20 protein-coding genes, 2 tRNA genes, 1 other RNA gene and 1 pseudogene are annotated in these 22263 nt (G+C 72.3%); 8 read left to right on the forward strand and 16 right to left on the reverse strand.

Translation table 11 applies throughout. The annotated features are described in order from the left end of the window. Nucleotides 1-30: 30 nt before the first annotated feature. Nucleotides 31-1671, reverse strand: a complete 1641-nt coding sequence (locus tag CIK06_RS27365) for an MFS transporter (protein WP_095567207.1) — start codon at nucleotides 1669-1671, stop codon at nucleotides 31-33. A 151-nt stretch (nucleotides 1672-1822) separates the two neighbouring features. Between CIK06_RS27365 and CIK06_RS27370 the strand changes: the two are divergent. Together CIK06_RS27370 and CIK06_RS32700 are read left to right on the forward strand one after the other, a co-directional pair. Beyond that, nucleotides 1823-2442 (forward strand): annotated as a pseudogene (locus CIK06_RS27370) (HNH endonuclease family protein). After that, on the forward strand, nucleotides 2337-2750 hold the full coding sequence (locus tag CIK06_RS32700; protein ID WP_198348398.1) for a hypothetical protein: 414 nt from the start codon (nucleotides 2337-2339) through the stop codon (nucleotides 2748-2750). Before CIK06_RS27370 ends, CIK06_RS32700 begins: the two are co-directional and overlap by 106 nt. A 64-nt stretch (nucleotides 2751-2814) precedes the next feature. Here CIK06_RS32700 and CIK06_RS27380 read toward each other — a convergent pair whose 3' ends face one another. From CIK06_RS27380 to ffs, 9 genes are all read right to left on the reverse strand, one after another. Further along, nucleotides 2815-4035 (reverse strand): ABC transporter ATP-binding protein, encoded by a 1221-nt coding sequence (locus CIK06_RS27380; protein ID WP_095567208.1) that lies wholly within the window; start codon nucleotides 4033-4035, stop codon nucleotides 2815-2817. Further along, nucleotides 4032-5018: an ABC transporter ATP-binding protein gene (locus tag CIK06_RS27385; protein ID WP_095567209.1), complete on the reverse strand. Its 987-nt coding sequence runs from the start codon at nucleotides 5016-5018 to the stop codon at nucleotides 4032-4034. Before CIK06_RS27385 ends, CIK06_RS27380 begins: the two co-directional genes overlap by 4 nt. Before the next feature lie 46 nt (nucleotides 5019-5064). Further along, nucleotides 5065-6030, reverse strand: a complete 966-nt coding sequence (locus CIK06_RS27390; RefSeq protein WP_095568183.1) for an ABC transporter permease — start codon at nucleotides 6028-6030, stop codon at nucleotides 5065-5067. Between the two features lie 29 nt (nucleotides 6031-6059). After that, entirely contained in the window at nucleotides 6060-7067 is a 1008-nt protein-coding gene (locus CIK06_RS27395; RefSeq protein WP_095567210.1) for an ABC transporter permease, read from the reverse strand. A gap of 105 nt (nucleotides 7068-7172) precedes the next feature. After that, entirely contained in the window at nucleotides 7173-8849 is a 1677-nt protein-coding gene (locus tag CIK06_RS27400) for an ABC transporter substrate-binding protein (protein ID WP_095567211.1), read from the reverse strand. Nucleotides 8850-9059: 210 nt separating this feature from the next. Beyond that, entirely contained in the window at nucleotides 9060-9653 is a 594-nt protein-coding gene (gene recR, locus CIK06_RS27405; protein ID WP_095567212.1) for a recombination mediator RecR, read from the reverse strand. A gap of 7 nt (nucleotides 9654-9660) precedes the next feature. Further along, nucleotides 9661-9969: a YbaB/EbfC family nucleoid-associated protein gene (locus CIK06_RS27410; protein ID WP_232533894.1), complete on the reverse strand. Its 309-nt coding sequence runs from the start codon at nucleotides 9967-9969 to the stop codon at nucleotides 9661-9663. A 108-nt stretch (nucleotides 9970-10077) separates the two neighbouring features. Further along, nucleotides 10078-12858, reverse strand: a complete 2781-nt coding sequence (locus tag CIK06_RS27415) for a DNA polymerase III subunit gamma and tau (protein ID WP_095567214.1) — start codon at nucleotides 12856-12858, stop codon at nucleotides 10078-10080. Nucleotides 12859-12996: 138 nt separating this feature from the next. Beyond that, nucleotides 12997-13087: signal recognition particle sRNA small type (gene ffs / locus CIK06_RS27420), an RNA gene on the reverse strand. Nucleotides 13088-13168: 81 nt separating this feature from the next. On the opposite strand from ffs, the gene CIK06_RS27425 reads away from it, so the two are divergent. Continuing rightward, nucleotides 13169-13256 (forward strand) — tRNA-Ser (locus CIK06_RS27425). 224 nt (nucleotides 13257-13480) lie between these two features. After that, nucleotides 13481-14059: a hypothetical protein gene (locus CIK06_RS27430; protein WP_095567215.1), complete on the forward strand. Its 579-nt coding sequence runs from the start codon at nucleotides 13481-13483 to the stop codon at nucleotides 14057-14059. A gap of 86 nt (nucleotides 14060-14145) precedes the next feature. Here CIK06_RS27430 and CIK06_RS27435 read toward each other — a convergent pair. After that, a tRNA-Ser gene (locus CIK06_RS27435) sits at nucleotides 14146-14232 on the reverse strand. A gap of 75 nt (nucleotides 14233-14307) precedes the next feature. Between CIK06_RS27435 and deoD the strand changes: the two genes are divergently transcribed. Next, nucleotides 14308-15015 carry a purine-nucleoside phosphorylase gene (deoD, locus tag CIK06_RS27440; RefSeq protein ID WP_095567216.1) on the forward strand — a complete coding sequence of 236 codons (708 nt, stop codon included), beginning with the start codon at nucleotides 14308-14310 and terminating at the stop codon, nucleotides 15013-15015. 24 nt (nucleotides 15016-15039) lie between these two features. Here the strand turns inward: deoD and tadA are convergent, their stop codons facing one another. From tadA to CIK06_RS27455, 4 genes are all read right to left on the reverse strand, one after another. After that, nucleotides 15040-15522: a tRNA adenosine(34) deaminase TadA gene (gene tadA, locus CIK06_RS27445; RefSeq protein WP_095568184.1), complete on the reverse strand. Its 483-nt coding sequence runs from the start codon at nucleotides 15520-15522 to the stop codon at nucleotides 15040-15042. Between the two features lie 104 nt (nucleotides 15523-15626). Then, entirely contained in the window at nucleotides 15627-16163 is a 537-nt protein-coding gene (locus CIK06_RS27450) for a tRNA adenosine deaminase-associated protein (protein WP_095567217.1), read from the reverse strand. Between the two features lie 341 nt (nucleotides 16164-16504). Further along, complete coding sequence (locus CIK06_RS30350; protein WP_198348031.1) at nucleotides 16505-16672, reverse strand: hypothetical protein; 168 nt, start codon at nucleotides 16670-16672, stop codon at nucleotides 16505-16507. Between the two features lie 153 nt (nucleotides 16673-16825). Further along, nucleotides 16826-17209, reverse strand: coding sequence for a hypothetical protein (locus tag CIK06_RS27455; RefSeq protein ID WP_369916047.1), 384 nt, complete (start codon nucleotides 17207-17209; stop codon nucleotides 16826-16828). 265 nt (nucleotides 17210-17474) lie between these two features. On the opposite strand from CIK06_RS27455, the gene CIK06_RS27460 reads away from it, so the two are divergent. After that, nucleotides 17475-18194 (forward strand): M23 family metallopeptidase, encoded by a 720-nt coding sequence (locus tag CIK06_RS27460; protein WP_095567218.1) that lies wholly within the window; start codon nucleotides 17475-17477, stop codon nucleotides 18192-18194. A 16-nt stretch (nucleotides 18195-18210) separates the two neighbouring features. Next, a complete protein-coding gene (locus tag CIK06_RS27465) occupies nucleotides 18211-19287 on the forward strand; it encodes a PHP domain-containing protein (RefSeq protein ID WP_095567219.1) in 1077 nt (358 codons plus the stop codon). Here the strand turns inward: CIK06_RS27465 and CIK06_RS27470 are convergent. Further along, the gene (locus CIK06_RS27470; RefSeq protein ID WP_232533895.1) at nucleotides 19252-20340 is read right to left on the reverse strand and encodes a DMT family transporter; all 1089 of its coding nucleotides are present in this window, start codon (nucleotides 20338-20340) and stop codon (nucleotides 19252-19254) included. The genes CIK06_RS27465 and CIK06_RS27470 overlap by 36 nt on opposite strands. A 151-nt stretch (nucleotides 20341-20491) precedes the next feature. On the opposite strand from CIK06_RS27470, the gene CIK06_RS27475 reads away from it, so the two are divergent. Beyond that, entirely contained in the window at nucleotides 20492-22162 is a 1671-nt protein-coding gene (locus CIK06_RS27475; protein WP_095567220.1) for a DUF885 domain-containing protein, read from the forward strand. Nucleotides 22163-22263: the final 101 nt, after the last annotated feature.

Consider the following 22263-nt stretch of genomic DNA (forward strand, 5'->3'; position numbering starts at 1 on the left):
GTTCCGGCGGGTCGGTCCGGCCCGCTGATGTCAGTCCCGGCTGTCAGCCCGGCCCGCCGGCCGGTGTTCCCGCTGCTCCTGCGGCGGGTACGCCGGCGGTGGCAGCGACGGGCACGGCCGGGACGGCGGCGCGGGCTTGCCCGGTCGGCGTACCAGCACCGCGGCGAGCACCGCGCTCGCGTACATGAGTCCGGCCGACCACAGCATCGCCGAGCGGAACGCGTGGGTCAGTTGCGCCGGCTGCTCGTACCCGGTGCCGTGCAGCCCGACCAGCAGCGGCAGGGCCGCGATCGCCAGCAGCCCGCCGGCCCGGGACGCCGCGTTGTTCACCCCGCTGGCCACCCCGGCGTAGTGGTCGGCCACCGCGCCCAGTACGGACGCGGTCAGCGGCGCCACCACGAAGGTCATCCCGAGGCCGAACAGCGCCACCCCGGGCAGCACCGCGGTCCAGTACGAGGCGTGCGGCTCGATCCCGCGCAGCAGCAGGAAGCCGGAGCCGGCCAGGATCGGCCCCACGGTCAGCGGCAGCCGCGGGCCGATCCGGGTGGCCAGCGCGCCGGCCCGGGCCGAACCCAGCAGCAGCAGGATGGTCAGCGGCAGCGTCGCGACGCCGGTCAGCAGCGCCGAGTAGCCCACCACGTTCTGCAGGTAGACGGCGAGGAAGAAGGTCAACCCGGACAGTGCCGCGTAGACGGCCACGGTGTAGACGTTGAGCACCGAGAACAGCCGGCTGCTGAACAGCCGCAGCGGCAGCATGGCGCGGTCGCCGCGCCGGTGCTCGACCAGGATGAACAGCACCCCCGCCAGCACGCCCAGGAAGATCCCGGTCAGCACCGGCCAGGAGCCGAAGCCGTACTGCGGGGCGTCGATCAGGGCGTAGGTCACCCCGGCCAGCGCCAGGGCGCCGAGCAGCGCGCCCGCGACGTCGAAGTGCTGTCCGGGGGTGGCGCGTGCCCGCCGGGCCGCATCCTCGGGCTCCGCCCGCGAGCCGTCCCGGGCGGCGCCTTCCTGGACACCGCCCTCCCGGGCAGCGCCGTCGCTGGCGCCGCCGTCCCTGGCGCCGGCGCCGGCCAGCGACTCGTCGCGGCTCTCCGGTACCCAGCGGATGGTGGCGAGCACCACCCCGGCGGCCAGCGGCAGGTTGATGAAGAAGATCCAGCGCCAGGAGAGCGTGTCGATCAGCCAGCCGCCGACGAACGGCCCGAGCGCGGTGGACACCCCGGACAGCCCGGACCAGGCGCCGATGGCCCGGCCCCGCTCGTCGGGGTGGAAGCTGCCCTGGAGCAGCGCCAGCGATCCCGGGGTGAGCAGCGCGCCACCGAGGCCCTGCAAGACCCGCGCGGCGATCAGCCACTCGATGTTCTGGGCGAACCCGCAGAGCAGCGAGGCGCCGGTGAACCACAGCACCCCGGTCAGGAAGACCCGCCGGCGTCCGAACCGGTCGCCGAGCGCCCCGCCGAGCAGCACGAACGCCGCCAGCATCAGCAGGTAGCCGTTGACCGTCCATTGCAGACCGCCGATCTCGGCGTGCAGGTCCCGGCCGAGGTGCGGCAGCGCGACGTTGACCACGGTGCCGTCCAGGAAGACCATTCCCGAGGCGAGGATCGCCGCCAGCAGCGTTCCCCGGCCGGCGGCTGTGCCGAGCCGCAGCGGTGGTGATGTTCGGCTCATGGTCACCAATCCTTGTCCCCGGACGTCCCGATCGCCACGAAACGCCGAAACGACGCGCCGGTGTGCGGCCCGGACGTACAGGCCGCAAGCTTGGGGGGTGTCGACTCGTACCCCTTCCAGAATCCGTACCGCCGCTCTCGCGCTGACCGCGGTGCTCGCCCTCGGCAGCGCCGCCTGTGAGCCCATCGAACTGCCGGACCCCGACTCATCGACCGCCACCGGCGGCGCGCCGGGTGGCTCCGGCGACAGCGGCGACGCCGCCAAGCAGCTCGACAAGCTCACCGTGGCCAGCAGCGGGTCCATGAAGGGCTACAGCCGCGACCGGTTCCCGCACTGGCGGTCGGCCGGCAAGAACTGCGACGTGCGGGACACCGTGCTGAAGCGGGACGGCACGGACGTCGAGCTTTCCGGCTGCAACGTCGTGGGCGGTCGCTGGACCAGCCTGTACGACGATCGCTCGTTCACCAACCCGCGGGAGGTGGACATCGATCACATGGTGCCGCTGGCGAACGCCTGGCGCTCCGGCGCAGCGGACTGGACCGACGACAAGCGGGGCGACTTCGCCAACGATCTCACCCGCCCCAGCTACTGACGGTTTCGGCCAGCAGCAACCGGTCAAAGGGTGACCAGGACCCGTCCCAGTGGAAGCCGCCGAGCCGGGACTACTGGTGCCGGTACGCCCAGGACTGGATCACGGTGAAGAGCTACTGGCGGCTCACGGTGACCTCCGCCGAGAAGACCGCGTTGACCGACATGTTAGGGACGTGCTGATGGCCGAGGAAAGCACCGATCAGGACGGCGCCGCCGCGGCGCCGCAGGCCGGGGACGCCGGGATGTCCCGGACCACCGACGTCACCCCCGGTCCGGGCGGGGTGATGACCGACGAGGTCGGGGTGGTCACCGGACCGCTCACCCTGCAGACCGGGTACGCCGAGGGCACGGTGAGCGTGCGGGTGCAGTACAAGGACGCCGACGAGTGGTACGCGGTGACCGGTGCGAAGGCGCCGTTGGCCGACGCCGCCGGGCTCGACGCCGTACACGCCATCGCCGTCGCCCTGGTCGACCGGCCGGAGGGCTGAGGCCGGGCGGGCCTCCTTCCCGGCGCCGGCGTGGGCGGGGAGGGAGGCCCGTCCGGGTCTCCGTTCAGAGGGTGGGGATGAGTTCCCCGGCGCCGCCGTGCGACTCCGTGTCGGTGGGTCGGGTCAGCTCGGCCTCGACCTCGTGCGGGCGGATCCGGCCGTCCTCGATCTCCTCGGCGAAGTGGCAGGCCACCCGGTGCCCGCCGGTCACCTCGCGCAGCAGCGGACGCTCATCGGCGCACCGGGTCGGCTGGGCCCACGGGCAGCGGGTGTGGAACCGGCACCCGGACGGCGGGTTGGCCGGCGAGGGCAGGTCACCGGCCAGCAGGATCCGCTCGCGCCGGTCCTCCACGGTCGGGTCCGGCACCGGTACGGCCGACATCAGCGCCCGGGTGTACGGGTGCAGCGGCTGGCGGTACAGCCCTTCGCTGCTGGCCTCCTCCACCAGGCCGCCCAGGTACATGACCCCGACGGTGTCCGCGATGTGCCGGACCACCGCCAGGTCGTGCGCGATGATCAGGTACGTCAGTCCCAGCGAGCCCTGCAACTCCTCCAGCAGGTTCAGCACCTGCGCCTGGATCGACACGTCGAGCGCGGACACCGGCTCGTCGGCCACGATCAGGTCCGGGTCCAGCACCAGTGCCCGGGCGATGCCGATCCGCTGCCGCTGCCCGCCGGAGAACTCGTGCGGATAGCGGCTCAGCGCCGAGGCGGGCAGCCCGACGGCGGCCAGGGTCTCCCGCAGCCGCTTGGCGGTCGAGGCACGGTCCTTCGCCAGCCCGTGCGCCTTCAGCCCCTCCACCAGCAGCGACTCGACCGACTGCCGCGGGTCCAGGCTGGACAGCGGATCCTGGAAGATCATCTGCATCCGCCGGCGGGTCCGGCGCATCGTCTCGCCACTGAGCGCACGGATGTCGGTACCCGCGAAGATGATCTCGCCGTCGGTCGGTTCGACGAGCCGCAGCAGGCCGCGACCCAGGGTGGACTTTCCGCAGCCCGACTCGCCGACCAGCCCGTACGTCTCGCCCTTGCGGATGGACAGCGACACGCCGTCGACCGCGTAGACGTACCCCACGGTCCGGTCGAACAGCAGGCCGCTCTTGATCGGAAAGTGCACCTTCAGGTCCCGCAGCTCGATCAGCGGCTGCTCGGGCGTGGCCTGCTCGGGCGTCCGCTGCTCCGGCGTTGCCTGCTCGGACGTCGGCTGCTCGGGGGTCCGCTGCTCGGGCGTTGCCTGCCCGGACGTCGGCTGCTCGGGGGACTGCTTGCTCGGCTCGGCGCTCATCGGGCCGCCACCTCCTGCGGAACCGGGTTGTTGCAGCGCAGCCGGCCGCCGCGCGCGGTGGGTTCGAGCGGCGGGGCGTCGCCCACGCAGGCGTCCACCACCCGCTCGCAGCGGGGCGCGAAGGCGCACCCCTGCGACCACGGGATGTTGTCCGCGACCGAGCCCGGGATGGTGTGCAGCCGCTCACCGCGGACGGAGTCCAGCCGGGGCACCGAGTTCAACAGCCCGTGCGTGTACGGGTGCCGGGGCTCGGCGAACAGCGCGTGCCGGTCGGCGGTCTCCACCACCTTGCCGGCGTAGAGCACGTTCACCGTGTCGCACAGCCCGGCCACCACACCCAGATCGTGCGTGATCATGATGAGCGCGGTGCCGGTGTCGTCCACCAGCTCCTTGAGCAGGGCCAGGATCTGCGCCTGGATCGTCACGTCCAGCGCCGTGGTGGGCTCGTCGGCGATCAGCAGCCGCGGCTTGCAGGCGAGCGCGATCGCGATGAGCGCGCGCTGGCGCATCCCGCCGGAGATCTGGTGTGGATACTCCGACAGCCGCCGGTCCGGGTCCGGGATGCCGACCGCGTCGAGCAGGCCGCGGGACTCCCGCAACGCCTGCCGGCGGTCCCGGCCCTGGTGTCGCTCCAGCACCTCGGCGACCTGCCGGCCGATCGGGATGACCGGGTTGAGCGAGGAGAGCGGGTCCTGGAAGATCATTCCGATCTCCTTGCCCCGCCGGTCCCGCAGGTCGTCGGGGCGCAGCCGCAGCAGGTCGGTGCCCTCGAAGAACACCTCCCCGGTGACCTTGTTGCCGCGCCGGGGCAACAGCCCCATGATCGCCAGGCTGGTCACGCTCTTGCCGCAGCCGGACTCGCCCACCAGGCCGACGGTCTGGCCGGGCTCCACGCTGAAGCTCACCTTGTCCACGGCCGTGAAGGGCGCCTCGCCCCGCCGGCCGAAGACCACGCTGAGGTCCCGTACGTCGAGCAGGGTCATCGCGATCCTCCCTGGTGCCGCGAAAGTGCCCCGGTACCCATCCCGGTCACCGCCGGTTCTTCGGGTCGATGGCTTCCCGCATGGCCTCGCCGAGCAGGGTGAACCCGAGCGCGACGACGATGATCGCCAGCGCCGGATAGTAGGCCAGCTCGGGGCGTACCTCGAAGTAGCGCTGGCCGTCGACGCCGAGCATCAGGCCCCACTCGGCCCGGTTGATGTCGGGGTCGCCCAGGCCGAGGAAGGACAGCGCCGCCGCGTCCAGGATGGCCACCGAGAAGGTCAGGGTGGCCTGCACGATCACCGCGGTCATCGCGTTGGGCAGCATGTGCCGCAGCACGATGTTGTGCTCCCGGACCCCGAGCGACCGGGCCGCCAGCACGTGATCACTCTCCCGCTGGGCCAGCATCGAGCCGCGCAGCAGCCGGGCGAAGATCGGCACGCTGACGATGGCGACCGCGAAGATGACCGTCCACTGGCTCGACTTGCTGGCCATCGCCACCAGCGTGATCGCCAGCAGCAGGCTCGGCAGCGCCAGCATCACGTCGGTGAGCCGCATCAGCACGACGTCCAGCCAGCCGCCGAACGCTCCGGCGACGGCGCCGATCACCACGCCCAGGGTCAGGCCGATCAGGGTGGCCAGCACGCCGACGAAGAGGGTCTGCCGGGCACCGTAGATCAGTCGGGAGGCGAAGTCCCGGCCCAGCGGGTCGGACCCGAGCGGGAATCCGGCCCGCGAGCCGGGGATGTCGTCGACCCGCAGATCCTTGGTCAGCTCCGGGAAGCGGGTGACCGGGTCGTGCGGGGCGATCAGCGGGGCGAAGATCGCCATCAGGATGAGGACCAGCACGATGCTCGCGCCGATGATCGCCACCGGGTTGTGCCGCAACCGTTGGAACGCGTCGCGGAGCAGGCTCACCCCGCCCTTGTCGGCGGTCGCCTGCGCCAGTTCCTCCAGGCGGGCCCGCTTCCGGTCACCCAGCGGGCCGATGCTGCGCTCGCCGCGCTCGCTCATGTCCTGTTCCTCGCTGCGCTGCGGGGCGGTCATCGGACCCGGACCCGGGGATCGATGATCGCGTACGACAGGTCGACGACCAGATTGACCACCACGAACACCAGCGCCGCGAGCAGGATCAGCGCCTGCAGCACCGGATAGTCCCGGCTGCCGCTGATCGAGTTGTTGATCAGGGTGCCCAGGCCGCCCCAGTTGTAGACGCGCTCGGTGAGCACCGCACCGGCGAGCAGCGCGCCGGTCTGCAGGCCGATGGTGGTCACCACCGGCAGCAGGGCGTTGCGCAGCACGTGCCGGCCCCGGATGGTCCGCTGGCGCAGGCCCTTGGCCTCGGCGGTCCGCACGTAGTCCTCGTTCAACACGTCCAGCACGCTGGCCCGGGTGATCCGGACGATCACCGCGAGCGGGATGGTGGCCAGGGTGACCGCCGGCAGCACCAGGTGCCACAGGGCGTCCGCGGTGGCGTCGAACTCCCGGGTCAACAGCCCGTCGAGTACGAAGAAGCCGGTGACGTTCGTGTTGTCCACCCCGGTGCTGATCCGGCCGGACGGCGGGAACCAGTGGATGTTCTGGGTGAAGACGTCCTTGAGCAGGTAGCCCAGGAAGAAGATCGGGATCGAGATGCCCAGCAGGGTGGCGCTGACGGCCAGGTTGTCCAGCAACCGCCCGCGGTACCGGGCCGCCAGGTAGCCCAGCGGGACACCGAGTCCGATCGCGATGATCATCGCGGCGACCGAAAGCTCGATGGTGGCCGGGAAGGCGCGAGCCATCACCGAGGTGACCGCGTCGCCGGTACGGATGGAGTTGCCGAAGTCACCGGAGAGGGTGCGCTGCATGAACTTGCCGTACTGCACCCAGATCGGCTGGTCGTAGCCGAGGGCCTTGGTGAGCAACGCCCGGGTGGCCGGGGTGGCCCGCTCGCCGAGCAGCGCGTCCACCGGTCCGCCCGGCAGGTTGCGCAGCCAGATGAAGATCAGCGCCGACAGCGCTATCAGGGTCACCGCCATCTGGAGCAGGCGGCGGATTATCACTCGCAGCATGGTGTCAACACCGTGTCCTTCACGCCGGGCCGTTCGATCACGGGCACGGCCCGGACCGGGTCTGTTGTCCCGGTCCGGGCCGCTTCCGTAGGTGCTGAGCGCCGATCAGCCGTTGGAGACCGTTACTCCCACGAACCGCTCGTCGGTGAGCGGGCTGGGAACCACGCCCGACACGCCCTTGGCGAACACGATCGACGGCGGCGCGTGCCAGATCGGCACGGCCGGCAGCCACTTGCTGGCGATGTCCCGGTTCACCTGCTCCCAGGCGGCCTTCTTGCCGTTCTCGTCGACCTGGCCGTCGGCGGCGCTGATCGCGGAGAACATGTCGGTCATCGCCTGGTCGCCGAACTCGATCTTGCCGCGACCGAAGAAGGTGCCGACGAAGTTGCCCGGGTCGTTGTAGTCGCCGGTCCAGCCGAGCAGGTGCAGGTCGTGCTTGCCGAAGGTCTGCACGTCGTCCTTGTAGCCACCGTTCCACGGCCGCGGCACGCCCTCGACCTTGATGCCGACGGCCTGCAGGTCGTTCGCGAGAACCTGGAAGATCTCCTGCGGGTTCGGCATGTACGGCCGGGTGACGTCGGTCGGGTAGTAGAACTTCAGCGTCAGGTTGCTCGCGCCGGCCTCGGCCAGCAGCTGCTTGGCCTTGTCCGGGTTGTACTCGTACTTCTGCACGTCCGGGGCGTACCCGAGGACGGTGTCCGGCATGAACTCGTCGGCCACCTTGGCGCCGCTGGGCGCCTTGGTCTGCACGAGCTGCTCACGGTTGAGCGCGTACGCGATGGCCTGGCGGACCCGCAGGTCCTTCAGCTTCGGGTTCTTCTGGTTCAGGCCCAGGTACAGGATGTTGAACGCCGGGCGGGGCAGCACCTGGAAGCCCTCGCTGGCCAGCGCCTTGCTGTCGGCCGGTGCCGGGAAGTCGATACCCTGCACGGTGCCGGCACGCAGCTCCTGCTTGCGGGTGCTCTCGTCGCCGATGACCTTGATGATCACCTTGTCGACCTTGGCCTTGTCACCCCAGTAGTCCGCGTTGCGGTTCAGGGTGATCTCGTTCTTGGCCTTGTCCCAGCCGCCGAAGGTGAACGGCCCGGTGCCCACCGGGTGCTCGTTGGCGAAGGCGCTGTAGGAGAAGGAGTCGCCGCTCTGCTTCACCGTGTCGGCGTCGTACTTCTTCAGCGCGTCCGGGCTGGCGATCGAGAGCGCGGTCAGCGCGAAGGCACCGGGGAAGGCGCCCTTGTACTGGTTGAAGGTGATCACCGCGGTGCTGTCGTCCGACGCCTCGCACTTGTTGTACAGCGGGTCGCCCAGGCCCTCGACCTCGTTGTGCGCGAAGCCGCCGAAGACGTCGCTGTAGTAGATCATGTTGCTCTGCGCGGCGGCGCCCTTCATGTTGTACCAGCGGTCGAAGTTGAAGCAGACCGCGGCCGCGTTGAAGTCCGTACCGTCGTGGAACTTCACGCCCTTGCGGAGCTTGAACGTCCACACCTTGCCGGAGGGGTCGTGCTCCCAACTCTCCGCGAGCGAACCCTCCAGATCCGCGGTACCCGCCTTGGTGGTGATGAGGGTTTCGTACATCTGCCGGATGGGGCGGAACGACTCGCCGTCGTCGTTGAAGATCGGGTCGAAGTTCTTCGGGTCACCCGCACCCGCGAAGACGAACGTACCGCCGGACTTACCGGAGTCTCCTCCGCTGTCCCGTTCACTCTTCGCACAACCGGCCGCGCCGGCTGCCAGCGCGGCAACCGCCGCCACGGCGACAGCCGCCTTGAGCCTACTCGCCTGCATCTCTCACCTCATCCTGCGCATGACCGTCGCCGGCTCTGGCTCGGTCCGTGAGCGGCACGCTAGTGGCCGCCACGCCAAGAACGGAACTGCCGTCGGTGAATCTCTACCAAGCCGACATCTAGCGATCTTCTTTGCGCTGCGGCGAGGCAAATGTCCCTTAGGCGAGGTAACAGAGATATAACGCTGCCTGACGGCTGCCTGCGCGGCCTGTCACACCGCGCGGCGGCCCTCGAAGGCCCTACCGAGGGTGATCTCGTCGGCGTACTCAAGGTCGCCGCCGACCGGCAGACCGCTCGCCAGCCGGGTCACCGCGAAGCCCATCGGCTTGACCATCAACGCCAGGTACGTCGCCGTGGCCTCGCCCTCGGTGTTCGGATCGGTGGCCAGGATCAGCTCCTTGACCTCGCCGCTGCCCAACCGCGCCAGCAGCTCACGGATCCGCAGGTTGTCCGGGCCGATCCCCTCCAGCGGATTGATGGCCCCACCGAGCACGTGGTAGCGGCCCCGGAACTCGCCGGTCCGCTCGATGGCCACCACGTCCTTCGGCTCCTCCACCACGCACAGCACCTCGTTGGTGCGGCGCGGGTCGCGGCAGATCCGGCACTGGTCGGCCTCGGACACGTTGAAGCAGGTGGTGCAGAACCGCACCAGCTCCTTGACCTTCCGCAGCGCCGTCGCCAGCCGGGTCACGTCGGCCGGGTCGGCCGACAGGATGTGGAAGGCGATCCGCTGGGCGCTCTTGGGCCCGACGCCCGGCAGCCGACCCAGCTCGTCGATCAGGTCCTGGATCGCTCCCTCGTACACGGTCGGCTCAGAAACCGGGCAGGCCGAGGCCGCCCATGCCGCCGGTGACCGGACCCATCTTCCGCTCGGTCAGCTCGCGCACCGCCTCGGAGGCGTTGTGCACCGCGGCGACCACCAGGTCCTCCAGGGTCTCGACGTCCTCCGGGTCGACCGCCTTCGGATCGATCTTGATGGACCTGACCTCACCCGTACCGGCCATGGTCACCGTGACCAGCCCACCCCCGGCGGTGCCGGTCAGCTCGGCCTCGGCCAGCTCGGCCTGCGCGGCGGCGATCTGCTGCTGCATCTTCTGCGCCTGCTTCAACATCTGCTGCATATTGGGCTGTCCACCGGGGCGCACGTCTGGCTCCTTCTCGCGGGGGTCGTCGGCCGCCGACCAGCCTAACCGGCGACCCACGGCCGCACCGGGCGGCCGGGCCGCGGGTCAGCGCGCGTCGACCTCGCCGATCCGCTCGGCGGAAAACGCCTGCTGGAAGAGCTGGACGGCCTGCTGCTCGCTGGTCTGCCGGGCGGTCCGCTCGTCGACCACCTCGTCCAGCGGCTCGTCGCCCGGATCGAACCCGACATAGTCGCCACCCGACCGCGGCGGCCCGTCGTACTCCGGGTCGTACGGCGGCTCGCCGGCCCACTCGGGGTCCGCGGCGGCCGTGGGGGCGCTCGCGCGACGTCCGCCGGCGACCTCGGCCCGCGACGGGGCACGGACACCGCCCGGCTCGGCCCGCGTACCGCGACCGGCGGCCGCCGCGCGGGCCGCGGCCAGACCGCCACTCACCGGCCGGGGGGCGGCGACAACCCCGGCGGTACGCGTCGCCGACGCCGCAACGGACACGGAACCGCCGCCCGCGCCACCGCCCGACGCCGGCATCCCACCGGGAGCCGCAACGCTGCCGGACCCCGCCCCGCCGCCGGACGGCGATGTCACACCGGAGGCCGGGACTGCACCGGCAGCGGTCGTCCTGCCGCCGGTCGCCCCACCACCGGAAGCCGGCCTGACCTCGGAAGCCCCGCCGCCGGAAGCCGGCCCGGCCTCGGGAGCCGCGGCGCCGGTTGGGCCACCGGACGCGGGCGTCCCGCCGCCCGCGGACGCACCACCCGCGGCACCGCCGCCGGTCTCCGCCGGCAGCGCACCGCCCGGACGGGCCGGGGTCGGCCAGTCGTCCTCCTCAGCGGCGCCGGCCGGGGCCGCCGGAGCCGGCGGGCCGGAGCCGGCCCGCGGGCGCGCGGCGGCCGGGGTACGCCCGTTCGCCGGCTCGGATCGCGGCGCCGAGCCGCCGTTGGACTCGGACCGGTTCGCCCGGCCGCCGGCCGGACCCGCACCGCCGGCCGGACCCGCACCGCCGGCCGGAGCCGCACCGCCGGCCGGACCCGCACCGCCGGCCGGACCCGCACCGCCGGCCGGAGCCGCACCGCCGGCCGGAGCCGGAGCGGTCGGTGCAACGGACCGCTGGTCCCCGGCCACCTCGCAGCGCACCTGCCAGCGACCGCCAAGCTCCTCGTAGAGCGCGTTGGCCAGCACCGTTTCCTGCTTGGCGAGCATCTGCGCCAGCACCGCCGACTTGACCGTGAGCACCAGGACGTTCCCGTCCAGGTCCCGGACGACGGCATCCCGCATCAGCGCCGCGGTCGGCTTGTTGGTGCGGTTGACCATGGCAACGACATCGCCCCACACCCGGCGGATCGCCGCCGCGTCCAACTCGCCGGGCGCCTCGTACGTCACCGGGTCCGGGGTCGCCGGGTCGGGCATCACGGCGGCCGGTGAGATCGGCCGGGACGCCGCCGGCGACTCCGGCTCGGCCGGCGACGGGTCCACCGCGGCGCGTACCGGATCCGACGGCGTGCCGCGTACCGGATCCGACGCGGCGGCGCGTACCGGATCGGACGGCGCGGCGGCGGGCGGACCCGGCGCGGGAGCGCTCGGGGCCGGCGGCGCGGAGGTGTTCCGGGCCGGCGGAGCGGCAGCGGCCGCCGCCTGCACCGCCGGGCGGGGTCGCGGCGCGGCGGACGCCGGCTCCGGCCCGCCCGCGGACGCCTCGGGCGGACCGCCCAGGGTCAGCCGACGTTCCATGCGTTCCAGCCGTTGCAGCAGCCCGGCGGTGCCGTCGTCGGCCCCCGGCAACAGCATCCGGGCGCAGATCAGCTCCAGCAGCAGCCGCGGCGCGGTGGTGCCGCGCATGTCCACCAGTCCGTTGTGGACGATGTCCGCGCACCGGGACAGGGTGCCCGGTCCGAGCCGCTGGGCCTGCGCGGCCATCCGCTCCAACTGGTCGGCCGGGCCGTCGATAAGCCCCTTCGCCGCCGCATCCGGCACCTGTTGCAGCACGATCAGGTCGCGCAGCCGCTCCAGCAGATCGGCCGCGAACCGGCGCGGGTCGTGCCCGGCCTCGGCGATCCGGTCGACGGTCGCGTACGCCGCGCCGCCGTCACCCGCCGCGATCGCGTCACACATCTCGTCCAGCAGCGCCGCGTCGGTGACCCCGAGCAGCGCGACCGCCCGGCGGTAGCTGACCCCCTCGGCGCCGGCCCCGGCGATGAGCTGGTCCAGCACCGACAGCGTGTCCCGGGCGCTGCCCCCACCGGCCCGGACCACCAGCGGGAACACCGCCGGCTCGACGGCGACGCCCTCGGCCGCGCAGAGCTGTTCCAGGTACGGCCGCAGCACCGCCGGCGGCATCAGCCGGAACGGATAATGGTGCGTCCGGGACTTGATCGTCCCGAGCACCTTCTCCGGCTCGGTGGTGGCGAAGATGAACTTGACGTAGTCCGGCGGCTCCTCGACCAGCTTGAGCAGCGCATTGAACCCGGCCGACGAGACCATGTGCGCCTCGTCGATGACGTAGATCTTGAACCGGCTGCTGGCCGGGGCGAAGAACGCCCGCTCGCGCAGCTCCCGCGCATCGTCCACGCCGCCGTGGCTGGCCGCGTCGATCTCGATGACGTCGATGGAACCCGCGCCGTCATTGGCCAGCGAGCGGCAGGAGTCGCACACCCCGCACGGTTCCGGGGTGGGACCCTGGGCACAGTTCAGCGAGCGGGCCAGGATGCGCGCACTGGAGGTCTTGCCGCAGCCGCGCGGTCCGGAGAAGAGGTACGCGTGGTGCAGCCGACCACTACGCAGCGCCGCGGACAACGGCTCGGTGACGTGCTCCTGACCGATGACCTCGGCGAACGTGCGCGGTCGGTACTTGCGGTAGAGCGCCAGCGCCACTGCCGCCTCCTCTCGACCGAGCCATTCTGCGCCGCGCCGGCCCGGGTGACCACCCTCCGGCGCGCCGGGGGCCAGCAATGTCACCCCTACGCCCGCCCACCGGGGTCGCCGGACACGATCCGGGGCGGCCGGAGACAGAAAGGCCCCCCGTGCACCCGCCAGAGCCCGCTTATCCTTGCTGCCTTCCGGCCCTGGGGAGGTTCACGGGATGCGCGCCGCACGGGGGGTACGAACAGTGTAACCGGAGTCGCAGTGGATCTCAGCGGGAGGCCGACTGGTGCCGGCGCGCCGTACCTGTATCCTGTGCGGCGGAGGATTCGCCTAGAGGCCTAGGGCGCACGCTTGGAAAGCGTGTTGGGTTCACACCCTCACGAGTTCGAATCTCGTATCCTCCGCCAGCTCGTTCGCTGCGGGCCGGCCCCGATCGGGGCCGGCCGGATCAGCACAACTTCGGCGAACCAGGGGTGTCCGACCCCCCTCACTCGCCCAACTTCGCGGAACTTGTGCGGATCTTCGAGTCATCAAGCCGCGAAACAGGGCATCACGGGGTATTTCCATACGGCCTGCGCAAGTTGCAGCAACCTTCCGGGAACCCGCGCGTTGGGCACCGGGGGGAATTCACATGAAACTGCGCAAAGTGGCGCTCATTGCCATGATGATCTTCGCTGCCGTACTTTCCAGCAGCGGGCCGGACTCCGCGTCGAACCCGAGCCACGGGCCGACACGGCACGCGCCGGGCACGACGTCGGCCACCGGCGGCCCACCGGGAACTGCGGCCGGCAACGGAGTGGTCAGCCTGACCGGGCTGCCCGACCTCGCGTTGGGCAGCAGCGAACGGGAACTGTCCCGCCGGGGCGTACTCGATGACCGGGCCGCGCCGTGCGGGCCGCAACTGGCCGACGAACCGACGGCGGATCCGGTCTTCGCGGGCGACCGGCTGGTCCTGCTCTGGGCCAACGATCGGACCAGCACCCCGGAAGGGGTGCATGCCGGAACGTCGCTGATCCAGGCCAGGGCCACGTATCCACAGGCCCGCCCGCTGACCGCGCCGCCCGGGACGTACCGGCTGGACGGGCTGCTGGTGCGGCAGGGTGACCGCGCCTACCTGTTCCTGCACGACGGGCGGACCGTCCGCAAGACGGTGGTCGGGTACGCCGACTACGCGCAACGGATGTTCGACGACGGCTTCGGCACCTGCTGAGATCCGGTTTCGGACCTGCGCAGGAAGCACATGCGCAAACGCCCGGTCGATCCTCGCGGATCGACCGGGCGTCACAACTTCACGCGCGGTGGCGGCGGGATTTGAACCCGCGGAGGGCGTAAACCCTCACACGCTTTCGAGGCGTGCTCCTTAGGCCACTCGGACACACCACCGCCGAGTAGGGTACCGGATCCCCGTTGCCGGCGCCGAGCCGGTATCCCCCGCGCCGACCTGGCAGGATCGCAACCATGAGTACGCACATCGGCGCGCAGCCGGGCGAGATCGCCGAGCGGGTCCTGATGCCGGGCGATCCGTTGCGGGCGAAGTGGATCGCGGAGACCTACCTGGAGGACGCGACCTGCTACTCCCAGGTGCGGGGGATGTACGGCTACACCGGCCGGTGGTCCGGCGTCGAGGTGTCCGTGCAGGGCTCGGGGATGGGCATGCCGTCGGCGTCGATCTACACGCACGAGCTGATCAACGAGTACGGGGCGAAGACGCTGATCCGGGTCGGCTCCTGTGGCGCGCTGACCGAGGAACTGCAACTGCGGGACGTCGTCGCGGCCAGCGGTTCGTCGACGGATTCGAACATGAACCGGTTCCGGTTCGACGGTCTCATCGACTACGCCCCGGTGGCCGACTTCGGGCTGCTGCGTACCTCCGTCGAGGTGGCCGACCGGCGCGGCATCTCCATGCGGGTCGGGCCGATCCTGGCCGCGGACGCGTTCTACACCGACCGCCCGGACCTGTACGAGCGGCTGGCCCAGTACGGAGTGTTGGCCGTCGAGATGGAGTCGGCGGCGCTCTACACGATCGCGGCCCGGTACCGGGTACGGGCGCTGACCGTGCTGACCGTGAGCGACCACATCGTGACCGGCGCCAAAACCAGCTCCCAGGAGCGGGAGCAGACCTTCGGGCAGATGGTGGAGATCGCGCTCGACGCGGCGATCGCCTGAGCCACCCGGCGCAGGTGGGCGGTATCAGCGGAAGAACGCGCGCAGCGCCGCCGCGCAGTCCTCGGCCAGCACACCGCCGTACGCCTCGGGTCGGTGGTTGAGCCGGCGGTCCCGCACGACGTCCCAGAGCGAGCCGACGGCCCCGGTCTTCGGCTCCCAGGCGCCGAAGACCAGCGTCGACACCCGGGCCAGGACGAGCGCTCCGGCGCACATTGTGCAGGGTTCCAGGGTCACCACCAGGGTGCAGCCGTCCAACCGCCAGGCGCCGACGGCGGCGGCCGCCCGGCGCAGGGCCAGGATCTCGGCGTGCGCCGTCGGGTCGCCGCGCAACTCGCGCTCGTTCCGCCCGGCGGCGATCTCCACCCCGTCCGGGCCGTACAGCACGGCCCCGACGGGTACGTCCTCGGCCGAGGCCGCCGATGCGACCGGTTGCCCGGTCGGCGCCGCCACGGCCAGGGCGCGCCGCATCCAGGTCTCGTGCCGCAACCGCCGCCCCACCGGCTGCATTCCGGCCGGCTCCGTCCCGGCCCGCTCAGGATCGGCCGGCTCAGGATCGGTCGGGGCCGCCGGCCGGTCCGGCGGTTCCGACGAGCCCGGGCCGTCCACCACCGTCACGCCTCGCGGAGTTCTTCCACCTCGTCGCCGCAGCCCAGTGCCTGGCAGATGTCCGCCACCACATCCGATGGCAGCATCCCCTCACGGGCACAGAGCGCCAGCAGCCGGTTCGCCGGTACTCCGAGGTCGGCCAGCAGGTCGGCGTCGCCCACCGGGTCGGCGTCGGGGTCCGCGGCCGGTTCCTCCTCCGACTCGTCGGAGTCGTCCTCGTTCTCCTGCGCGGCCGGCTCGGTCACGGCGTCGATCTCCAGCGCCGGGCCCTTGATGTCGCCGACCAGCAGGGCGCCGATCCGCGACTCCTCCGCGAACGCCGAGTCGGAGCCGAACACCCGCAGGTCCTCACCGTCGTCGAGACGCAGGATGGCCAGGTAGGTGTCGTCGGATTCCACGAAGAGCAGCGACAGTTCGGCATCCGGATCCACGTCGCGCAGCCGCTCGGCCACGTCGTCGAGGTCCGCGGCACCCGTCAGGTCGACCTCGGCGGCGACCCATCCGGCCTCGCCACGCGCCACGCCTGCCGCGAAGTATGACACGGTCCCCCCAAATTCCCATCGGCGATCAACCGCACAACGTCGAATGGCCGTCACTCGTAACGGTGATTGTCGTCAGCCGTGACGGTAGCCGGTCGCCGCCGTCGGCGAGCGGGCAACTCCCGGCTTGACCAGCCGGATCACGCTCGCCTGCCGCCCGACTCAGTTTGGCGCCTCGCGACGCCGGTCCAGACCGCCGCGCGGCGCCGATCCGAACCCCAGTGCGGCGCCGATCCGGACCGCCGTGCGGCGCCGGTGCAGACCGTGCGGCGCCGGTGCAGACCGCGCGTCGCCGGTCACGATCGCGCGTCCGGCGCCGTTCGCTTTGGTACGCGGGGCGGCGCTCAGCCGGCGAGCCGTCGCCGCGCCGCGATCAGTTCCCGGAGCTGCTGATGACGGGCCCGGCGAGGGCGCTCACGCGCCCGGACTCGCTTCGCGCCCGCAATCTCGGCGAGCAACTGAAGTCGGCGGCGGCTCCGGTCCGGATCGAGCCGCGGCAGCGTCGAGGACATGCGGCGAGCGTGCCCATTTCCGTCGGCCTCGTCAAGACCCCATTCGCATCGCTGCCGGCCGGACACGCTGCGCCGTCGCCGACGGCCGGCCGGGGTGCCGGCCGACACGGCGACAGACGGGCATGATGCGCAGGTCGGCCGTGTCGGGTCGGCCTACCAGAGCGGCCAGTCCCCGGATCCGCCCCAGCGCACGGCGACGACCACGGCGGCCACGCTCCAGCCGAGCGAGGTGGCCATGGCGATCCCCGCCGCGGCACCGCGATCGCCGTAACGGGTGAGCAGCGCCGCGACCAGCCACGCGATGCCGCCGCCCAGCACCGTCCACCAGACGTAGCCGGCCAGGCTACGCCCGAGCAGCCCGAAACAGAGCAGCCAGGCGATCGTGACGACGATCCCGAGGGCCACCGCACCGCCGCGTACCGGATGCGGCTCGCGGTAGGTGGGACGGCTCGGCAGGCCGGGACCGGACGGGAACAACCCGGACGGTGACCGTGGCGCGGCCGCGGGCCGCCCCGGCCAGGTTGGCTGACCCATCATCCGGACCTCTCGCCGTGCTGCGGAGCCGCCGAGGGCACCGGCCGGCTCCTTCACCGGCAGCCTACCCGGGCCGGCGGTGCGGCACCGCCAGCGTCGAGGGCGGCGGGTTCCCGGGCGGCGGCGGTTCCGGGCCGCGGTGCGGCGCCGCACGCCGCCGCCGCCGCGGGCAACGGCCCGGACGGCGGTACGCCGGCGCCTCTGTCAGGATGGCGAAATGCCCTCATGGAACGAACGGTCGCCGGCCGCACGGCGGCGGTCCGCGGCGATGACGGCCCTCGCCCTCGGCGCCCTCGCGGCCGCCGCCGGTTGCTCCGGGCCGGCCGATCCGGCGCCCCAGGCGGCGCCCTCACGGTCCATCCCGGACGGGGCGGCCGCCGGACCCACCCCGCGGGACGGATCGGGTACGCCGGGCGCCGCCGTACCCGCGCAGCCGGCGCCGCCCGCCTCGGCCCCGCTGCCGGGCGGTACGGCCGGGCCGTACGTGTTCCCGGTGCACACCGCGAAGGTCGCCTACCACCGGACCCACCACGACTACCCGGCGGCCGACATCTTCGCCGACTGTGGATCCCCGGTGGTGGCCGTGACGTCCGGCACCGTCCTTGAGGTCAGCCGGGTTGACCGGTACCGCAAGTCCGGTCCGCAGGGGCCGGACAACGGCGGCAAGTCGGTGTCGCTGCTCGGCGACGACGGCGTGCGGTACTACGGGTCGCACCTGTCCGAGGTGGCGTCCGGGCTGGCGGCGGGCAGCCGGGTCGGCGCCGGCCAGTCGCTCGGTGCCGTGGGCCGGACCGGTAACGCCAGCAACGTCTGTCACCTGCACTTCGGCATTTCGCCGCCGTGCGCCCGTACCGGAGACTGGTGGATCCGGCGCGGGGTGGTGTGGCCGGCCCCGTTCCTGGACGGCTGGAAGCGCGCCGCGGACACCTCGCCCGTCGACACCGTCGCCGCCTGGAAGCGCGCCAACGGCTGCCCGCCGGCGCCGTGATGGCTACCGTGGTGCCATGACCGCCCGGGACGCGATCGCCGACCTGCGCCGCATCGCCTTCCTGCTCGAACGGGCCAACGAGGCGACCTATCGGGTACGCGCCTTCCGCACGGCCGCGAAGACGCTCGCCGACCTGCCCGCCGCGGAGGTGGCGTCCCGGGCCGAGGCGGGCACCCTCACCGAGTTGTCGGGGGTGGGCGACGTGACGGCCCGGACCGTGGCCGAGTCGCTGCGCGGCGAGGAACCGGTGTACCTGCGCCGGCTGGTCGCCACCGAGGGGCTGGACCTGGACGAGGCAGCCAGCGGGCTACGGGCGGCGCTGCGCGGCGACTGCCACACCCATTCGGACTGGTCCGACGGCGGCTCGCCGATCGAGGAGATGGCGTTGGCCGCGGTCGAGCTGGGTCACGAGTACGTCGTGCTCACCGACCACTCGCCCCGGCTGACCGTGGCCCGTGGCCTGACCGCGGACCGGCTGCGCCGGCAGCTCGACTTCGTGGCCGCCGTCAACGCCCAGTTGCCCGAGGGGTTCCGGATTCTGACCGGCATCGAGGTGGACATCCTCGCCGACGGTTCCCTGGATCAGCGGGAGGATCTGCTGGCCCGGCTGGACGTGGTGGTCGGCTCGGTGCACAGCGGGCTGAACGACGACCGGGGCCGGATGACGCGCCGGATGGTGACCGCGATCGCCAACCCGCATCTGGACATCCTGGGCCACTGCACCGGCCGGATGGTCGCCGCCCGCCCACCCGGGGTGACCGGCCCGGGTGACCGGGGGCATCGGGCGCGGACCCGCCGGCCGAGCGAGTTCGACGCGGAGGCGGTCTTCGCGGCCTGTGTCGAGCACGACAAGGCCGTCGAGATCAACTCCCGGCCGGAGCGCCAGGACCCGCCGAAGCGGCTGATCCGGTTGGCGCTGGAACTGGGCTGCCGGTTTGCCATCAACACCGATGCGCACGCGCCCGGACAACTGGACTGGCAGCGGTTCGGGTGTGACCGGGCGGCCCGCTGCGGCGTCGAGCCCGAGCGGGTGGTCAACACCCTCCCCGCGGACCGGCTACTGGCCTGGGCCGGCTCGCACGGCGGCGGCTGACGCGGACGTCCCGCCGGCGGCCGGGTCGGACGCTCCGGATTCCGGGATGGCCGGTCCGGATTCCGGGCCGGACGCTCCGGATGCCGCGCCGGCCGGCGGTCCGGGCGGGATGCCCGGTGCCGGCTCCGCTGCGCCGACCGGCCGACGCGGGCTCCCCTGGGAGATGGCCACCCCAGCGAGCACAATCGCGGCACCCACCGGCTGGTACCAGCTCAACGGTTCGTGCAGGACGAGCACGCCGATGGCCACCGCGAAGACCGGGATCAGGTACGTCACCATCGAGGCGGTGCTGGCGCCGATCATCCGGATGTTCCGCATGTTGATCACGAACGCGAGGCCGGTGCCGAGCGCGCCGAGCGCCAGCACGCTGCCCACCACCGGCAGGGACAGCCGGGTCGGCACCGGTGGCGGTCCCGCCACGATGGGCGCGATCACCGCCAGCAAGACGGTCGCCACCAGCAGCTGGATCGCCGACAGGGCCAGGCCGGACTCCCGGCGGCCGGCCACGAAACGCTTCTGGTACGGGATGGCCACGCCGTAGCAGGCGGCGGCGCCGAGGCACATGAGCTGCCCGGTCAGATGCGAACCGCCGATCCCCCGCCACACGCCGAGCACCACCAGAACGCCGAGGAAACCCAGCGCCATGCCGACACCCCGGCGCAGGGTCATCCGCTCGGTGCGGAAGACGACCACCGCCAGCGGCAGCACCATCAGGGCCGTCGTGGCGTTCCAGATCCCGGCCAGCAGCGAGGAGACGCGCTGTTCGCCGTACCCGAAGAGGGTGAACGGCAGCGCGACGCCGACGCCACCGACCACCACCATGTGCAGCCAGAGCCGCGGATCCCGGGGCAGCCGGTCGCGGAAGGCGGCCAGCAGCACCAGCAGGGTCAGCGCGCCGGTCAGGACCCGACCGAGCGTCACGTACAGGGGGTGCAGTTCCCGCACCCCGACCTTGATGAAGAGGAAGCTGGAGCCCCAGATGGCCGCCAGGACGAGGAATCCCGGCAGCCAGCGCCGGAGATCGACCCGGCCGGGTGTGGTAGCGGCGTTCACGTGTGCCACTCTCGTCCCCGGGTACGACAGTGGTCGCGCGATTTTCCGGTTGATGTGTCCAGCGGCACATCCGTACCCCTCCTGGGACGCTTTCCCAGGCCACGGCCGGCCGGCGCGCGCGGGTAGCGCTCGCTCGCGTAGGGTTCGGCCCGTGGGAAGAATCGACGATCTCGCCAACCGGTACGTCGCCGACTGGGCCCGGCTGAGCCCGACCGGCGCCACCTTCGTCGGCATCGACGGCTACGACGACCAGCTCGACGACCTGTCACCGGCGGGCTACGCGGCGCGGACCGAGCTGGACCGCCGCACCCTCGCCGCGCTCGACGCGATCGAGCCGGAGACCGAGCGGGAACGGATCGCGCAGGAGTCGATGCAGGAGCGGCTCGGGCTGCGGGTGGCCCTGGACGAGGCCGGCGTGACGACCAGCCAGGTCAGCGTGATCACGAGCGGGCTGCACGACCTGCGCGCGGTCTTCGACCTGATGCCCACCGAGGGCGAGGCGGCGCTGGCCAACATCGCCGCCCGGCTGAACGGCTTCGGCGCCGCGCTGGAGGACTACCAGACCACGCTGCGCGAGGCCGCCGACGCGGGGAAGGTCAGCGCCCGCGCCCAACTGCTCGAAGTGGTCAAGCAGTGCGACATCTGGGTGGATCCGGCCGGCGACAACTTCTTCCACGGTCTGGTGGAGCGGCTGAAGGCCAGCGGCCCGGTCGAGTCGGACCTGCGCCGGGGCGCGTCGGCGGCGACCGCGGCGACGGCCCGGTTCGGCCAGTTCCTCCGGGATGAGCTGGCCCCGCGGGGCGCGGACAAGCAGGCGGTCGGCCGGGAGCACTACACGCTCGCCTCGCAGTACTTCCTCGGTGCGAAGATCGACCTCGACGAGACGTACGCCTGGGGGTTCGCCGAGCTGGCCCGGCTGGAGAGCGAGATGCGCGACGTGGCCGCGCGGATCGTCGGTCCGGGCGCCACCGTGGACGAGGCGGTGGCGACGCTGGACGCCGATCCGGCGCGCACCATCGGGGGCAAGGAGGCCTTCCGGGACTGGATGCAGGCCCTGGCCGACAAGGCGATCAGCGAGCTGCACGGCACGCACTTCGACATCCCGGAGCAGGTCCGCCGGATCGAGTGCTGCCTCGCGCCGACCAGCGACGGGGGCATCTACTACACCGGCCCGAGCGAGGACTTCTCCCGTCCGGGCCGGATGTGGTGGGCGGTGCCGCACGGCATCACCGACTTCTCCACCTGGCGCGAGGTGACCACGGTCTTCCACGAGGGCGTGCCGGGCCACCATCTCCAGGTCGGGCAGACCGCCGTCCGGGCCGAGCTGCTCAACCGCTGGCAGCGGCTGCTCTGCTGGGTCTCCGGGCACGGCGAGGGCTGGGCGCTGTACGCCGAGCGCCTGATGGACGAGCTGGGCTACCTGCAGGACCCGGGCGAAAAGCTCGGCATGCTGGACGGCCAGGCGCTGCGGGCGGCCCGGGTGATCGTGGACATCGGCATGCACCTGGAGCTGGAGATTCCCCGGGACAACCCGTTCGGCTTCCACCCCGGCGAGCGGTGGACGCCCGAGCTGGGCTGGGAGTTCATGCGGGCGCACTGCCGGGTGCCCGACGAGAACCTGCGGTTCGAGCTGAACCGCTACCTCGGCTGGCCCGGCCAGGCTCCGTCGTACAAGGTGGGCGAGCGGATCTGGCTGCAGGCACGGGACGAGGCCCGGGCCCGGCACGGCGCGGACTTCGACCTGAAGGAGTTCCACCGCCGGGCGCTCGACCTCGGGTCGCTCGGTCTGGACCCGTTCCGGTCGGCGCTGGCCCGGTTCTGACCCCGGACCGGCGCCGACCGGCGGCCTGGCCGGTGGTCCGGTGCCGGGACCAGTGCGGCCGTACCGCCGGCCGGCGCCGGAACCTCCCGGCGTTCGCCCGG

Origin of the sequence: Plantactinospora sp. KBS50 (assembly GCF_002285795.1) — a bacterium.
In the GTDB taxonomy this organism is placed as follows: Bacteria; Actinomycetota; Actinomycetes; order Mycobacteriales; family Micromonosporaceae; genus KBS50.

What these genes read in the sequence shown, in the direction of transcription:
- deoD (WP_095567216.1), top strand. Translation starts at nt 14,308, where the DNA reads ATGAGTACGCACATCGGCGCGCAGCCGGGCGAGATCGCCGAGCGGGTC.
- CIK06_RS27460 (WP_095567218.1), top strand. Translation starts at nt 17,475, where the DNA reads ATGACGGCCCTCGCCCTCGGCGCCCTCGCGGCCGCCGCCGGTTGCTCC.
- CIK06_RS27465 (WP_095567219.1), top strand. Translation starts at nt 18,211, where the DNA reads ATGACCGCCCGGGACGCGATCGCCGACCTGCGCCGCATCGCCTTCCTG.
- CIK06_RS27365 (WP_095567207.1), bottom strand. Translation starts at nt 1,671, where the DNA reads ATGAGCCGAACATCACCACCGCTGCGGCTCGGCACAGCCGCCGGCCGG.
- CIK06_RS27390 (WP_095568183.1), bottom strand. Translation starts at nt 6,030, where the DNA reads ATGAGCGAGCGCGGCGAGCGCAGCATCGGCCCGCTGGGTGACCGGAAG.
- CIK06_RS27395 (WP_095567210.1), bottom strand. Translation starts at nt 7,067, where the DNA reads ATGCTGCGAGTGATAATCCGCCGCCTGCTCCAGATGGCGGTGACCCTG.
- CIK06_RS27385 (WP_095567209.1), bottom strand. Translation starts at nt 5,018, where the DNA reads ATGACCCTGCTCGACGTACGGGACCTCAGCGTGGTCTTCGGCCGGCGG.
- tadA (WP_095568184.1), bottom strand. Translation starts at nt 15,522, where the DNA reads ATGCAGCCGGTGGGGCGGCGGTTGCGGCACGAGACCTGGATGCGGCGC.
- CIK06_RS30350 (WP_198348031.1), bottom strand. Translation starts at nt 16,672, where the DNA reads ATGTCCTCGACGCTGCCGCGGCTCGATCCGGACCGGAGCCGCCGCCGA.
- CIK06_RS27430 (WP_095567215.1), top strand. Translation starts at nt 13,481, where the DNA reads ATGAAACTGCGCAAAGTGGCGCTCATTGCCATGATGATCTTCGCTGCC.
- CIK06_RS27400 (WP_095567211.1), bottom strand. Translation starts at nt 8,849, where the DNA reads ATGCAGGCGAGTAGGCTCAAGGCGGCTGTCGCCGTGGCGGCGGTTGCC.
- CIK06_RS27455 (WP_369916047.1), bottom strand. Translation starts at nt 17,209, where the DNA reads ATGATGGGTCAGCCAACCTGGCCGGGGCGGCCCGCGGCCGCGCCACGG.
- CIK06_RS27380 (WP_095567208.1), bottom strand. Translation starts at nt 4,035, where the DNA reads ATGAGCGCCGAGCCGAGCAAGCAGTCCCCCGAGCAGCCGACGTCCGGG.
- CIK06_RS27410 (WP_232533894.1), bottom strand. Translation starts at nt 9,969, where the DNA reads ATGCAGCAGATGTTGAAGCAGGCGCAGAAGATGCAGCAGCAGATCGCC.